The 14,446-nt window shown below is 46.9% G+C and carries 13 protein-coding genes; 3 read left to right on the forward strand and 10 right to left on the reverse strand.

The genetic code is table 11. The features are described 5' to 3' along the window. Window positions 1-53 precede the first annotated feature (53 nt). From BUC01_RS21160 to BUC01_RS21195, 8 genes are all read right to left on the reverse strand, one after another. Window positions 54-1,040, reverse strand: a complete 987-nt coding sequence (locus BUC01_RS21160; RefSeq protein WP_025833310.1) for a lysylphosphatidylglycerol synthase transmembrane domain-containing protein — start codon at window positions 1,038-1,040, stop codon at window positions 54-56. 131 nt (window positions 1,041-1,171) lie between these two features. Next, window positions 1,172-1,636: a 2-amino-4-hydroxy-6-hydroxymethyldihydropteridine diphosphokinase gene (folK, locus tag BUC01_RS21165; protein WP_073314788.1), complete on the reverse strand. Its 465-nt coding sequence runs from the start codon at window positions 1,634-1,636 to the stop codon at window positions 1,172-1,174. Beyond that, on the reverse strand, window positions 1,636-2,694 hold the full coding sequence (gene queA, locus BUC01_RS21170; RefSeq protein ID WP_073314790.1) for a tRNA preQ1(34) S-adenosylmethionine ribosyltransferase-isomerase QueA: 1,059 nt from the start codon (window positions 2,692-2,694) through the stop codon (window positions 1,636-1,638). Before queA ends, folK begins: the two co-directional genes overlap by 1 nt. A gap of 18 nt (window positions 2,695-2,712) precedes the next feature. Further along, complete coding sequence (gene truB, locus BUC01_RS21175; RefSeq protein WP_073314792.1) at window positions 2,713-3,414, reverse strand: tRNA pseudouridine(55) synthase TruB; 702 nt, start codon at window positions 3,412-3,414, stop codon at window positions 2,713-2,715. A gap of 111 nt (window positions 3,415-3,525) precedes the next feature. After that, window positions 3,526-4,326: an undecaprenyl-diphosphate phosphatase gene (locus BUC01_RS21180; protein ID WP_073314795.1), complete on the reverse strand. Its 801-nt coding sequence runs from the start codon at window positions 4,324-4,326 to the stop codon at window positions 3,526-3,528. A gap of 33 nt (window positions 4,327-4,359) precedes the next feature. After that, window positions 4,360-4,623, reverse strand: a complete 264-nt coding sequence (locus BUC01_RS21185) for a DUF3098 domain-containing protein (RefSeq protein ID WP_025833308.1) — start codon at window positions 4,621-4,623, stop codon at window positions 4,360-4,362. Between the two features lie 47 nt (window positions 4,624-4,670). Then, window positions 4,671-5,555, reverse strand: a complete 885-nt coding sequence (locus BUC01_RS21190) for a cell division protein FtsX (RefSeq protein ID WP_025833306.1) — start codon at window positions 5,553-5,555, stop codon at window positions 4,671-4,673. After that, complete coding sequence (locus BUC01_RS21195; protein ID WP_025833304.1) at window positions 5,530-6,432, reverse strand: class I SAM-dependent methyltransferase; 903 nt, start codon at window positions 6,430-6,432, stop codon at window positions 5,530-5,532. Before BUC01_RS21195 ends, BUC01_RS21190 begins: the two co-directional genes overlap by 26 nt. 196 nt (window positions 6,433-6,628) lie before the next feature. On the opposite strand from BUC01_RS21195, the gene BUC01_RS21200 reads away from it, so the two are divergent. Both BUC01_RS21200 and BUC01_RS21205 read left to right on the forward strand, forming a co-directional pair. Then, window positions 6,629-8,614 (forward strand): DUF3857 domain-containing protein, encoded by a 1,986-nt coding sequence (locus BUC01_RS21200; RefSeq protein WP_025833302.1) that lies wholly within the window; start codon window positions 6,629-6,631, stop codon window positions 8,612-8,614. Window positions 8,615-8,624: 10 nt separating this feature from the next. Continuing rightward, entirely contained in the window at window positions 8,625-10,514 is a 1,890-nt protein-coding gene (locus BUC01_RS21205) for a DUF3857 domain-containing protein (protein ID WP_025833301.1), read from the forward strand. A 6-nt stretch (window positions 10,515-10,520) separates the two neighbouring features. Here BUC01_RS21205 and BUC01_RS21210 read toward each other — a convergent pair whose 3' ends face one another. Beyond that, window positions 10,521-12,788: an alpha-N-acetylglucosaminidase gene (locus tag BUC01_RS21210; protein WP_073314801.1), complete on the reverse strand. Its 2,268-nt coding sequence runs from the start codon at window positions 12,786-12,788 to the stop codon at window positions 10,521-10,523. A gap of 343 nt (window positions 12,789-13,131) precedes the next feature. Between BUC01_RS21210 and BUC01_RS21215 the strand changes: the two genes are divergently transcribed. Further along, window positions 13,132-13,629, forward strand: coding sequence for a DUF3836 domain-containing protein (locus BUC01_RS21215; protein WP_025833299.1), 498 nt, complete (start codon window positions 13,132-13,134; stop codon window positions 13,627-13,629). A gap of 110 nt (window positions 13,630-13,739) precedes the next feature. Here BUC01_RS21215 and BUC01_RS21220 read toward each other — a convergent pair whose 3' ends face one another. After that, entirely contained in the window at window positions 13,740-14,303 is a 564-nt protein-coding gene (locus BUC01_RS21220; RefSeq protein WP_025833298.1) for a DUF1016 N-terminal domain-containing protein, read from the reverse strand. Window positions 14,304-14,446 lie beyond the last annotated feature (143 nt).

Here is a 14,446-nt window from a genome sequence, read left to right on the forward strand (position 1 = left end):
ATTTTTTCTCTACAACAATTCCCGTATTGCCTTTTTTAGTAAGCCGGAAACAGCTATTTCTTATTGCCAACCTTAATCAGCACCATCCCGATAGCTATCCACAGCAACTCGCGGAGGCGGGTGATCAGTCCCACATACACACCCAATGCCGCAGACATGTGCAATCCGTCCACAGCCAATGCCAGCCCGCCTTCACGCGCACCCAGCTGCATAGGGAAGAAGAATATCAGATTGCTGAACAAGGAAGAGAAAGACAATATCAGCACACAGTCCCACCAGCTGACGTCCAGCGTAAAGACACTCAGAATAATGTAGATTTCGAGGCTGGAAAATACGCGCGCGAAGAGTTCCAGCAATAACGAGCTATAAAAGGTAACCTTATGCTGGCTATGCAGCAGAGCAATCTGGCTGTCTATCTGTTCCAACGTGCCTTTTTGGGTGGTGATGAAACGACGCGCCCACTTCTTCACAAACGGAACCTTTTGCAGAAAGAGAAAGGTTTTCAGCGTCATCCCGTTCTTATAGCCACGGGAAAAGAAATAGATAGCCAACAGGCAGAAAGCAGCCACGACAGAAAGCAGCACAGCCATGAAAGCATTTACAGGATACAGGGCTATATAGAGGAAGATGGAAAGGAACCAAAACCAGAAATGAGAAAAGATGTGCATCATCACATACAGGATGACGGAGGAAGTGGCTTTGCTGACACCGACATATGGAGTCAGTTCCATAATCCTGTATGGCTCGCCACCCATCAGTCCGCCGGGCGTGGCATAGTTAATGGCAAAACCTGTGATGGATAATTTACAGACTGTCCAGAAGGGAACGCGGTATTTACGGTCATCCCTGATTATCAGATACCAGGAACAGGTGTTTATCAGGTAAACAAAGAACCACAACAGCATGATCACAGGAAACCAGAAGCCTACACGTTTCAGGTTCTCCCAGGTGTCGGAGTAATCCATATCCATCGTGCAGAGCATGACGGCAATGGCAAGTATACCGAAAAGCAGGAATAAGTTGCGGAGTTTATTCTTCATTGTTACTTCATTTACAGGATATAGAGATCCAACGTGTTGGATATAGAGATGGGACACGCTGGATATAGAGATGGGACGCGTTGGATATAGAGATCGGAGACATTGGATATAGAGATGCAGGAAACCGGTTATCAATCAAGTAAATCGCGATAAATATTTCCCAGTGTTTTCCCCAATACCGGATGCATCACATCGGGTGCAATCTCCGCCAACGGCTCCATCACGAAGCGGCGTTCCTGCATCAGCGGATGGGGAAGTTTCAGGGTAGGAGTATCAAGAACAAGATCGTCGTACAGCAGCAAATCAATGTCTATCACACGGTCACTATACACACCGTTCACTGATTTATGGGTACGTCCCATCTCCTTCTCGATGGATTGGGTTACGGAAAGTATCTCCAACGGCGGAAGGGAAGTTTCCACACAAACAACGGCATTCAGGAAAGTATTATCAGAAGCAAATCCCCACGGGGCGGTAGCATAAAAAGCGGACAGGGAAACGACTTTCCCTATCCGCTCTTCTATATGTTGCACGGCAAGACGGAGGTTCTGCTCCTTATCGCCGAGATTCGTTCCAAGTCCGAAATAAACGTGCATCACTTGTCCGTAATCAACATCGCGTCCCCATACGTACCGAAACGGTAACCTTCCTTCAAAGCCACATTATAGGCTTCCATCACCTGGTCGTAGCCACCGAAAGCGGCAACAATCATCAGCAGCGTGGAAAGCGGCATATGGAAGTTGGAAATCATCGCATTGGCTACGGTAAAGTCGTATGGAGGGAAGATGAACTTGTTCGTCCAGCCCTCATAGGATTTCAGATGTCCGTCGGTGCTCACGGTGCTCTCGATGGCACGCATCACGGTAGTACCCACGGCACAAACCTGTCTGTTCATGTCCTTCGCACGATTCACTACGCTGACAGCCTCTTCATTCACAACCATCTGTTCAGAGTCCGTCTTGTGCTTCGTGAGGTCTTCCACATCAATGTCGCGGAAGTTGCCCAAACCGGCATGCAACGTAATATAAGCAAAGTCGATACCTTTGATTTCAAGGCGCTTCAGTAATTCGCGGCTGAAATGCAGACTGGCGGTAGGAGCCGTCACCGCACCTTCATTACGGGCAAAGATAGACTGGAAACGCTCGGCGTCATCCGGTTCTACGGGACGGTTGATGATGCTGTGTGGCAGCGGGGTTTCGCCCAATGCATACAAAGCCTTCTTGAACTCATCGTGCGGACCGTCGTAAAGGAAACGGAGCGTACGTCCGCGAGACGTCGTATTGTCGATAACTTCAGCTACCATAGAGTCGTCGTCACCGAAATACAGCTTGTTGCCGATACGGATTTTACGGGCCGGGTCCACCAGCACATCCCACAGGCGGAGTTCTTCGTTCAACTCACGCAAAAGGAACACTTCAATACGTGCGCCGGTCTTCTCCTTGTTGCCATACAGACGGGCAGGGAACACCTTCGTATCGTTGAAGATGAACACATCCTTGTCATCAAAGTAATTCAGGACATCCTTAAATTCTTTGTGTTCAATTTCGCCTGTCTTTCTGTGCAGTACCATAAGGCGCGACTCATCTCTGTACTTTGTAGGGTGCAAAGCAATCTTCTCTTCCGGAAGCTTAAATTTAAATTGCGACAGTTTCATATCTATTCTTTCTTTAAGTTATTCTTCTGTTTCTATCTCCTGAGCGTCTATCCACTCCTTGAAATTCATCGGGTCGAGGCAATCCGCCAACCGGACATCACCCACGCGGGTACGTTCCAAAGCCGTCAGATGTGCGCCACTCTGCAACGCTTCACCGATGTCGCGGGCCAGGGCACGGATATACGTACCTTTGCTGCACACTACGCGGACTTTGATTTCCGGCAGGTTGCATTCCAGCAACTCTATCTCGTCAATCACCAGCAACTTCGGCTTCAGTTCCACCTCTTCACCCTTACGAGCCAAGTCGTAAGCACGCTTACCATTCACCATGCAGGCAGAAAAAGCGGGGGGGACCTGCTGTATCTCACCGATGAATGTTTTCAATGTTTCTTCCACCAACTCACGGGTGATATGTTCCGTGGGGTAAGTGGCGTCTATCTCGTGTTCCAGGTCGTAGGAAGGAGTGGTGGCGCCCAACTGAATGGTGGCAACGTATTCCTTCGTATGATACTGAAACTCTTCAATCCGCTTCGTAGCCTTGCCTGTGCAGACAATCATCACCCCTGTGGCCAGGGGATCGAGCGTGCCGGCATGGCCAACTTTCAATTTCTTCACTTTCATCCGCCGGCAGATGTGGTAACGCGCGTGTCCCACCACCTTAAACGAGGTCCACCCCAGCGGCTTATTGAAATAAAGAACTTCTCCTTCTTTAAACTTCAAATTGCTTCTATTTTTATTCACCACAGAGGACACAGAGGGCACAGAGGTTAATTCAAGAATCACAGATTATCATTCCCTCTGTGAACTCTGTGTCCTCTGTGGTGTAAATTCCTAATTTAACAAACTCAACACGATAGTTACGATACCGGCAATCGCACAGTAAATGGCAAAATATACCAGCTTGCCTTTCTTCACTATGTTGATCATCCACTTGCAAGCCAGACAACCCGATACAAAAGCGGCTATGAAGCCTATCAGCAATGATAAGGTTGAAATACTGCCCGCGATATCTTCGCCTTTCATCAGTTTCATGCCATCCAGTAATCCTTCACCCAATATCGGCGGCATCACCATCAGGAAAGAGAACTGGGCCAGTTTCGCTTTATTATCACCCAGCAGCAAACCTGTAGCAATCGTGGTGCCCGAACGTGAAAGTCCCGGAAGCACGGCGCAAGCCTGAGCCAAACCGATAATAAATGCATCTTTCATAGAGATTTTCTCTTTCTGCTTCGGCTTATAGTAATAGGAGAACGACAGTAAAGCGGCAGTCACCAGCAACATACAGCCCACAACCAGCAAACCTGAACCAAAGACAGCCTCTACTTCATCTTTAAAGAACACACCTACAATACCTATCGGTATCATGGATATCAATATATTGATTACATAACGTGTCTCGTCATTCATCTGCCACTTGAACAGACCTTTGAATATCCATTCGATTTCCTTCCACAGCACTACCATCGTACTGAATACCGTAGCTACATGCACCACTACCGTGAACGCCAGATTTTCTTCTCCCTCGATACCAAACAACGCCGAACCGATAGCCAAATGTCCGCTACTACTTACCGGCAAATACTCCGTCAATCCCTGGATCAAGCCCAGGATGAGCGCCTCAAACCATTCCATGTAATCTAATTATGAATTATTAATTGTGAATTATTAATTGTGCCGGTCTTTCATTCCTTCATTCTTCATTTGCTCGCCACGCGGCTTACGCAATACAGCGTATATCATGAGCAGGAAGCCTGCAAGACAAACCACCGGAGCTACCTTGATACGTCTCGCACTAAAAATATCCGGTTCATAGTGTGTCGGTGTAGATACAGGACCGGTCATCAGAATAAAACCGATAATCACTATCGCCATTGCAACGGCAAGCAGGATAAAGTTGGTTTTATCGAAAGCAAATTTCTGTTTACTCATCTCTTTATATTATAAATAACATTACTATTCTACTAACTACTTACTACTTATATGTAGTACAGCGTGCCCGCCTTCATCCGCAGGAACTTATTGATGGAGAGATATGCACAAAACCACGTGATACACACTCCGAACACAAGCACCGAAACGGAAACCAGCAACATGACGTTGGGCGTAATTACGCTGATTAAATCAGGCTCATACACCACCAACCAATATGCGGCAGCCCACAAAATACCGTCGGCAATAATAGCCGCCAGCACACCAATCCAGAAATTGCGCCACAGGAACGGGCGCCGGATAAAGCTCCAACTTGCTCCCACCAGCTTCATCGTATGGATAAGGAAGCGTTTGGAGTAAATCGTCAGCCGTATGGTATTGTTTATCAATGCAAAAGATATGAAAGCCAGCAATACGGCCAGACCCAGCAACAGCAAACTGATATTGCGGATATTCTCATTGACCATATTAATCAGGTCTTCCTGATAGCGCACCTCCTGCACATTGGTATTCTTTTTAATCTCCTTCTCTATTTTGGCTATGCTGTCCGTATTCGCATAGTCGGAATGCAACTTCACCTCGATGGAAGCGTGCAGAGGATTATATCCCAGAAAGTCCTGCGGGTCTGTCCCCATCGCCTCAATCTGTTCATGGAGCGCCTGCTTCTTCGAAATATACTCCGTAGAGCGTACAAAGACCTCCTTGTCCAGCTTCTTCTGCAATTTCAGTATATCCGTCTCCTTCATATCATCGCTGATGATAATGGAGAAATTGATATTCTCTTTCACATACACTGAAAGATTATGAGCAGTCAGCACAAAAAATACCACCAACCCCAACAGCAACAACACCAACGTCGTACTAATGCTGGACGTGATGAACTGCATATCAAAGTAGGATACGGAATTATTTCTGCTTTTTCCTGAATACATAAATCATCGAACTGCTTTGTTCTTTTCTTCCTAATGCGCTGAACCATGCCAGCGTGCCACTGAACACTCCCCGGAAGAAAGTAAGGGAATGGCCCATATATTTTTCACTCAGCATCGACACATAGAATGCGTCGAACGGCATCGGGTGATGTGCAGCCAATATAAAATCATGTTTGACTCCCAGCCTCTGAATGGTGCCGGGAGTAAAGTGCCACAAATGACGGGGAACATCGTAGGCAGCCCAGTGCGCACCGTATTTCTTCGCGTCATACGAAGAACAGTTGGGCACGGCAATAATCAGCACGCCTTTTTCCGTCAGCAGGTTGTTCAATGTGTCCCACGTCTCATTCAGGTGTTCCAGATGCTCCATGACGTGCCACAACGTGATGACGTCGAAACTGCCGGGAGTAAAATCCTGCAACGCTGTGTCGGGCTTCACATCGAGGTCGAAGTGCTCTTTGGCAAATCCGCGGGCCTGTACATTCTTCTCCACCGCTTCCACCTCCCAACCCCGTCGCTTCATGGTATCGGCAAAATACCCCGTACCCGTACCGATGTCCAGCAAACGTCCCGTCTTGCGATGCGCTTCACGAGCCACCAGACGTGCTTTACGACCCAACATATAGCTGCGTACCCAATGGTACACCCTATTCATGAGTCCTTTTTTCGTATCGGAATGGGAAATGTAGTCGGGAGTCTCATAATATCTGCCTATCTCAGCCTCCACAGGAAAATCCTGCGTAAAGAGAAAGCTGCAATCCTGGCAACGGCACAGATAGAATGCCTCGCTGGAGGCATAATGGTCTATGCAGGTCATAGCACGCTCTATATGCGTACTGCCGCATACCGGACAGACTTTTATGGTGAGTTTATTCATTGAACGTTCTGCAATAATGAAGCGCAGCCCGAACCGGTCGGACCGCACTATACCCGAATTTGGTGCAAAATAACAAATAAAAAGTGACGTATAGGGCTTTCTTTAAGGAGATTTAATAAAAGAGAGAACTAAACTCTTGTTTTAAATAAAAAAGGCATATATTTGTCAGGACAACAACACTTCAATACTATTTATTATGAAAAACGCTTTACTCTCCTTGCTATTTAGTTTCTGCTGCCTCCAACTATTTGCTGACGGACAAACTACTCTGCCGAATCTGAAATTCGGAAAACCCACCATGGAAGAACTGACCATGACCACTTATGCACCCGACTCGAATGCCACTGCTGTTATCCTGTGCAAACTGACTGATGTCAGTTACGAATGGGGAATAGAAAGCTTCAAATTAGTCTATAAGCATAAAGTAAAAATCAAGGTACTCAAACCGGAAGGTACATCTTACGCCAACGTCACCATCCCCTATTACGAGCTGCAAAACAACAGCATGAAAGAGAGCATCATCGGGCTGGAAGCCAATGCCTACAATCTGGAAAACGGGAAAATGGTACGCACCAAGATGAAAAAGGATGTAGTGTTCAAGGAACGCGTCAACGCGAACCAGATGCAACTGAAATTCTCCATCCCGCAAGTAAAAGCAGGCACTCTGATAGAGTACGAATACCGCCTGGATTCCGACTTCTTCTTCACCATCGAGAGCTGGAAAGCGCAGAGCGACATTCCCACCTTATATACTGAATATGATGTCACCATTCCCGAATACTTCAAGTTCAACACTGAAATGCGCGGTACGGAGAGACTGGAACCAAAGAATGAACCGGTCCCCCTCAGCCTCTTTATCGGAGGCCAATTGCTCCAGTGCTCCGGAGCGCACCTGAATTTCCAGGGCAACCAGCTTAGCGCTTTGAAGGACGACAGCCATGTGTGGTGCCTTGACGACTACTGCACGCAAGTGAATTTAGAGTTGCTGGGAATAGATTTTCCCGGCGCCCTCTACAAAACGTTCACACAAAGCTGGGAACAGATTGACGAATCGCTGCTGAAAGACACCGATTTCGGCAGCCGGCTGAAAATGAGCAATCCCCTCAAAGAAGAAATGGCAACACTGCACCTGGAACAGATGAAAGGAGCAGATGAAAAGATAAGCGCCATTTATACCCTCCTCAAAAACAAGGTAAGATGGAATGAGAAATATTCTTTGTATGGCAAAGCCCCTAAACAGATATTGAAAGAGGGCACAGGAAGCAATGCCGACATCAACTTCATCTTTATCAGTATGCTGAAAGATGCCGGAATCCCCGCTTATCCGGCAGTAATGAGCCGCCGCAGCATGGGCATCATCCCTTATTCCCACCCCAGCATCCAGAAGCTGAACACTTTCGTCGTAGCCATTGCCCAGACAGACACTACGCTGGTTTATCTGGACGGTTCGGTGAAAAACGGCTATATCAATGTCCTGCCTCCCGTCCTGATGACCGACCGGGCACGCGTCATCATTCCGGACAACCAGAGTCAGTGGGTAGACCTGACTGCCATCGGAAACAATCTGCTCAGGTCGGTAGTGAGGGCGGACATTTCCCAGGAAGGAGCCATTACAGGTATGCGTGAAACCATTTACGCAGGACAGTACGCCTCCCTGCTGCGCGATAAATTCCGTACAGCCAAAGACAGTGCAGACTTCGTCAGAGAATTCGCTTCCAAAGAAAATATACAGGTGAAGAATCTCCGTATGGAAGGGAGAGAGCTGTTCTCACCACAAATACACGAATTCGTAGGGTTTGAGAAACAGTCTACTGTCAACGACCCGTTCATCTACATTAACCCGCTTGTTTTCCTGCACGTTTCCGAGTCTCCCTTCAAGCAATCGGAACGGAAGCTACCCGTTGAGTTTCCTTATGCCGAACAACTGGCATTGACCGTCAACCTGACTATCCCGGAAGGATATGTAATAGACGAGAAACCGGAAAACCTGCAAATACAGACAAGCGACCAGAAAATCTTTTGCCGGTATACCATCACCCAACAGGGCAACCAGATCATCCTCAGATATCTTTTCCGGCTGCAAAAATTATTATTCCTGCATACGGACTATCCCGAACTGCAACATTTCTGGGAACTGATGGCCAAAAAGAATAACGAAATGCTGGTCTTGAAAAAACTGTAACAGAAGAGTTATGAAAACGAGCAAGTTATTTACCGGCTTTCTGCTACAAGCAGCTTTCTTCTCCGGCAGTCTGCACGCCCAGACGGATTTACACACCAACGCCTACTCCATCGTACAGGATGCCGTAACGGACATTGTGTGCAGTTCTCCTACCGACGCTATCCAGAAAGAGAAGCGCGTGATAGAGATACTGAACGAGAAAGGCAAAGAAGACGCTTCCTTCATCTGTATGTGCGACCGTTTTTCTTCTTTGAAGAAGTTCTCCGGAGAAGTGCGGGACGCATCGGGAAACATCATCCGGAAAATCAAAAAGAGTGAATTGAGAATTACCGAATACTCGGCCGAACTGGTCAGTGACGACTATTATTATTTCTTCGAATACACCCCGTCGCGATACCCGGTGACCATCACTTACGAGTGGGAAATAAAGAACAGCGACGGCCTTATCGGCTACCCCAGTTTCGTTCCGCAAAAGAATTATAACCAATCCGTCGCGCAAGCAAGCTACCGCATCGTCACTCCGGCCGGTAATCCCTGCCGCTACCGGACCATCAACATGCCGATTGAAGTCAGCCAGCAGCAGGCAGCGGACGGCAACTGGCTGACAGAAGTCAAGGTACAGGCACTGCCCGCCCTCAAGAAAGAGCCTTATAGTCCTTCCCTGTCCGAATTGCTGCCGCGCATCTATTTCACTCCCCGCGATTTCTCTTTCGAAGGAACCCAAGGAAGTATGGAGAGTTGGCAGACTTACGGCAAATGGCAATATCAACTGTTGACCGGAAGAGACCAGCTACCCCCGGCACTGAAAGAGGAATTGCTGAAACGAACGGCAAACTGCAACACTGCGTATGAGAAAATAGCCGCAGTATACCAATACCTCGCTTCCACCACGCGCTACGTCAGCATACAGCTGGGCATCGGTGGCTTGCAGCCCATTACCGCCGCCGATGTGCACCGCACCGGTTTCGGAGACTGCAAAGGACTATCCAATTACACTCGTGCCATGCTTGCGGAACTGGGCATTCCGTCGATCTACACCGTAATCAGTACTACCAACAAACGCTTGTTAGCCGACTTTGCCAGCGCCAATCAGAACAACCACGTCATTCTGCAAGTACCGCTCCCTAACGACACGCTCTGGCTGGAATGTACCAATCCGAATCTGCCGCTGGGCTATGTGCACCACTCCATAGCAGGACATGACGCATTGCTTATAGGTCCGAACGGGGGGATCCTCTGCCAACTGCCAACATATCCCGACTCACTGAATACGCAAATCAACAACGCTTCCGTTTCCCTGCAAGCGGACGGCAGTGCCAAAGTGGAAGTAAAGCAGGCATCACGCCTGTTCCAATACGAGGATCAGACGGGCATCACCGGTCTGGAACCCGCCCGGCAGAAGGATTGGCTACGTTCGGACATCAACCTGGTGCAAGCCCAAGTCGATGCTATCCGTTTTAAAGAAAGCAAACAGAAAGAGCCTCAACTGGACATCTCTTATACCATCGAAAGCGGACAATACGGAAACAAAACCGGGAAACGCCTGTTTGCCCCTGCCAATATCTTCCACAGGGGTTTTTACAACCCGGACGAACAAGGGGAGCGCACCCAATGCATCCGGCTCAATTACGGTTATCTTGATGTAGACAGCATCAGTATCCATCTGCCGGAAGAATATGAAATAGAATCACTGCCGAAGACCACAAACCTGAACAGTAAATTCGGTAAGTTCCATTCCTCCATCACTCCGGGAGAAGGGGGAAATATCCTTATCGTACACCGTCTGCTGGTCTATCAAGGTAACTATCCTAAAGAAGACTATACTGATTTTCTAGACTTCCGCAAGAAGATTGCCGCACAATACGGGGCAAAAATAATACTTAAAAAGAGCGGGGAGTAACCATAGTTACTCCTCTCCCACATTCTCATAAGTACGTTCCTCGCCTATTCCTTCCACACCTGAAAAATCCGCATAATACTCATGAGACAGTTTCAGGTATTTATCAAACAGCCTGCGGGTAATGTCAAGCTCATCTCCACAAGTGGCGGGTGTACGTGCCTTGCCTGTCCGAGCCACATAATCGAGTTCCCAACCGGCCAACTGATTATAGAAATCATTCGCACGGAAATCCTCCCTGCCATAAGCCAGCGGCAAACCTTCTTCCTGATAGTCAGTTCCAGCGTCCAAATGCTTTTGCAGCATCGCATAGAATTTCTGCCAACGGGGCAGATAATACCCGTTAATCAATCCGGACCATTCGCGCCACGAATAATCGAAGATACGCGGATCTCCATCGGCCCCCCAAATAGTAACCAAAGAAGTGGCATCACGCTCCATCAGGTCTTTCTCCTCTTCCGTTTCTCCCCAGCTACGAGCCTCTGTCAGCCACCTGTCAAAACTATACTCACTGCGCGTATAAAGCAATTCGTCCATATCCTTCAGCAATTCCAGGAAGCGTCCGGAGTGTAAAGCAAAAGCCGCTTTGTCTTTAGCGGTAAACGCCTCCGCCGCTTTCTTGTGAACCAACTGGCCCAAATTGGTCATCATCTGGCGCTGTACGTCCACAATATCAAAACGATAAGGCCTGGAAGATGCCAGCCTATCAGCATCCTTCAGAAGTGCGGACTGCGCCCGGATGACCAGCATAGGATCATAAGGAATACCCAACCCGGCATTAGGACCGGACTTCTTCACGTTCAACGCCGGACGGGCAGCTACGATTGAGCTTCGCTCCGTTCCGTTTGTCCCCTTCCGGTAAGGACCTTCCAACAGATACATCCACGCCTGCACAGCAGCAGCCGATTTTGCCCCATAGCGGCGTTCGGCATAAGCAGCCAGCCACTCCCGCAAACGAATGCTGTCAGCATGATTGGGCATTTCAAAAGCCAGGTCATAATAAACAGGGTTCTGCTCGATGGCCTCCATAAAAAGTCCGGAACCACATACATTAGGATAGCGCATTTTCGCCTTCTTGTATTGATTGGAGGCAAGCAGAGCCAGATCACCGTGCATATTGATGCGTCCACCAAAATTATGAAGGTTACCCGCTATCACCGGATATCCCCAACCGCCATTAGAAGCAGTCTTCGAGCCATTCAAATCCAATATCAGCAAAGATTCTTTTGGAACGGCTTTCACAATATGCTCCCGCATGCTCCATGCCTGCATCACCCACAAAGCCCCCGCATCAAATGTCTGGAAAAGCTTGTGTATGGTCTGCCCCACCCCTTTCAGATATTCGGGTGTATCTACCGGAGGGGCACTTTCGTGAAAAGGATCGGCGGCATATACCCCGTAACTGCCAAACAATTTATCCTGTTCTTCCAGAAAGGCCAGTCCTATTTCATGAAACAAAGGGTCGGTAGGATCCAGTTGGGCAGTAGCGTCAAAACCGCACCATTTCCGCTTCATACTGATTTTAGCCTGCGGATATTTCTCCTGCAATTCCCGTGGAACATAGCCCGAAAACCCTTGCTGAATGGGTTGCATACCCAGTTCCAACTGCCGTGCTATTATCTTCTTGCCTAAAGCCACGTGTTTATCTATCACTGATTTCGGCAAAGGTCCTCCATAGCTTTGGATATTCTGCATCCATTGCCATGCCGAATGCCCCGGTCCGGTAAGAAAAGCGCGAGCTTCTTCTTCCGTAAAGTTAAAACGCAGCAATGTATTATACCACACGCCGTCCAGCCCCACGGAAAAAAGAGGCATATTGATAGCGTTCATTGCCATATAATCCAGCTCCTGCTGCCAGCGTTCCCAGTTCCACCAGGCTGCCGTGTAACTCACCGTGCAATAGTTCATATATACACGGTATTTGCCATTGATAATCCTCCGCTCCCTTTGCAACGGCTGTGGCAGTTTTGCAGGCAGCTTCAACTGATTACCAAACCAAGACACATGAGCCCGGCACGTATACTTCAGATACCAGTTGAAAGCAGTGGCCAGAGACACGGCATTATTCCCCCGCAGAATGATTTTCTGTCCGTCACCGTCCACTTCATACACATCATTCCCTTCTTCCGGCCCTATTATTTCCAGCCGATACTGGGAAGCGTAACCGGGAGTAACCCGCTCTATCAAGTCAAATACAGCTTTTTCAGGTGTCCCGGCTCCCCATGCCGACAGAGAACTGAAACAAAGAAATAAGATAATAAAATAGAAGTTCTTCATAGCATATTAATTTTGGAGGCAAAAATAGCGGTCTTAACAATAAAGGATTGTTGATAGTGTACCAAATATTTGCATTCATGTCTCAAAATAAACAATTATTCCAAATCATTTTTGCGGTCAGTGTCCGATAATAAGCGGACAACTGTCCGATAATGAACAGATACGCTTTCATAATACCCGCTGGTTATCAACAACTTACCACTTTGGCACAGGAATTGACTATTATAAAGCGAAAGCGGTCAGCAAAAAAATAAAGATTGTCTGCCACTTTTCGACAAATAGTTCCGTCTAACAGATAGAGCGAAAGCCCAATAGAAATAATAACAATTAAAAAATAAAGATTATGAAAACTACAAGTTTATTTAAAGCAGTCGCATTGGTAGCTATAATGATAGCAAGTGTTCTTAACTCCGAAGTGAAAGCTCAGGACGGTTTCATAACTAATCAAGTGATGAACGGCGAATTGGTCGCTTCAAAAACCATCTTCAAACAAGACGGCTCTTACCTCCGCCGCCATATGCAATACACTTTCGCTTATGACGATCAGAATCGTCTGGTAAGCAAAGAAGCTTCCAAATGGGATGGTGCGAGAGATGCATGGGTGCCCTACTTCAAGATGACTTACCAATACAGCGATAATGAAATAACCATGAATTACGCCCGCTGGAACGAGTCTCACAAAGCTTTTGACGAAGCCGTTCAGAAAAGCGTCTACGACTTGAATGATGAAAATATGCCGACGGCCTATAAAGCCTACAAGCAAGATAATAAATCAGATTGGACTCTGGTTGACCACAAACAGATGGACCTGACAACTAATCTATTGGCAATTGCAAAATAAAAATACAGAAATTAAAGTAAACAATTAATTTAAGAGCACGGATCGGGAGATTCGTGCTCTTTTCTTTTAAACACCACACCTCATAAAGTAGCACTCTTTATCGAATTTTCTTATATATTTGAATAAAAAGATATAAAGGGATGCGTGTATAATAGGTGTAAATGAGCGCTTTGGCTTACATAATCTTTAATGTCTAAACCGAGAAACTCTAACGTAACCGGATCTTTAAGTTGGAGTATAGTAGTTTGCCTCTCCGTAATTTCAGCCAATTTAGCAATTATCTTTTCGGGCGATTTACTCAATCCGACTCTGACGTGAAGATTGGTTGAAATTTGACGACGGAGTTCTTTCACACTCCAAACATTTCTGATGCACTCAAATTCGTAGAAGAAGCGAATAAGCGGATCACTAACTGTTAAGAGTTCAACAATATGCGAGAATGAAAGGCGTGTAATAATAGTGTCAGAAGCAGTAGTAAATTTGTCCGATGGCATCGGACTTTTTGAAACAGCAGGTGTCGTAGCTACATCTATTTCTAAAAGTAAAGGTATAGTACTCAATATGTCCGATAGCATCGGACAAATTACCGCAACCGCTTCATGCAGTTGTGGATAAGTCAAGTAGAATTTGCGCGAGTTCTTTAAAAGCGTTGTGTTTACACCTTTGATTTTCAACTATAAGACATCGCTGATTTTGTGGACAGAAATAATATGTTGGGGAAAGGCACTGTCCACAATTTTGTGTAAATAGAAAACTTCAGGATTCGGGTTTTATACTTGAATCCTGTTTTCAAATATAGTAATAAATTGGTTAAATA

This window comes from Bacteroides stercorirosoris, assembly GCF_900142015.1.
Lineage (GTDB): Bacteria > Bacteroidota > Bacteroidia > Bacteroidales > Bacteroidaceae > Bacteroides > Bacteroides stercorirosoris.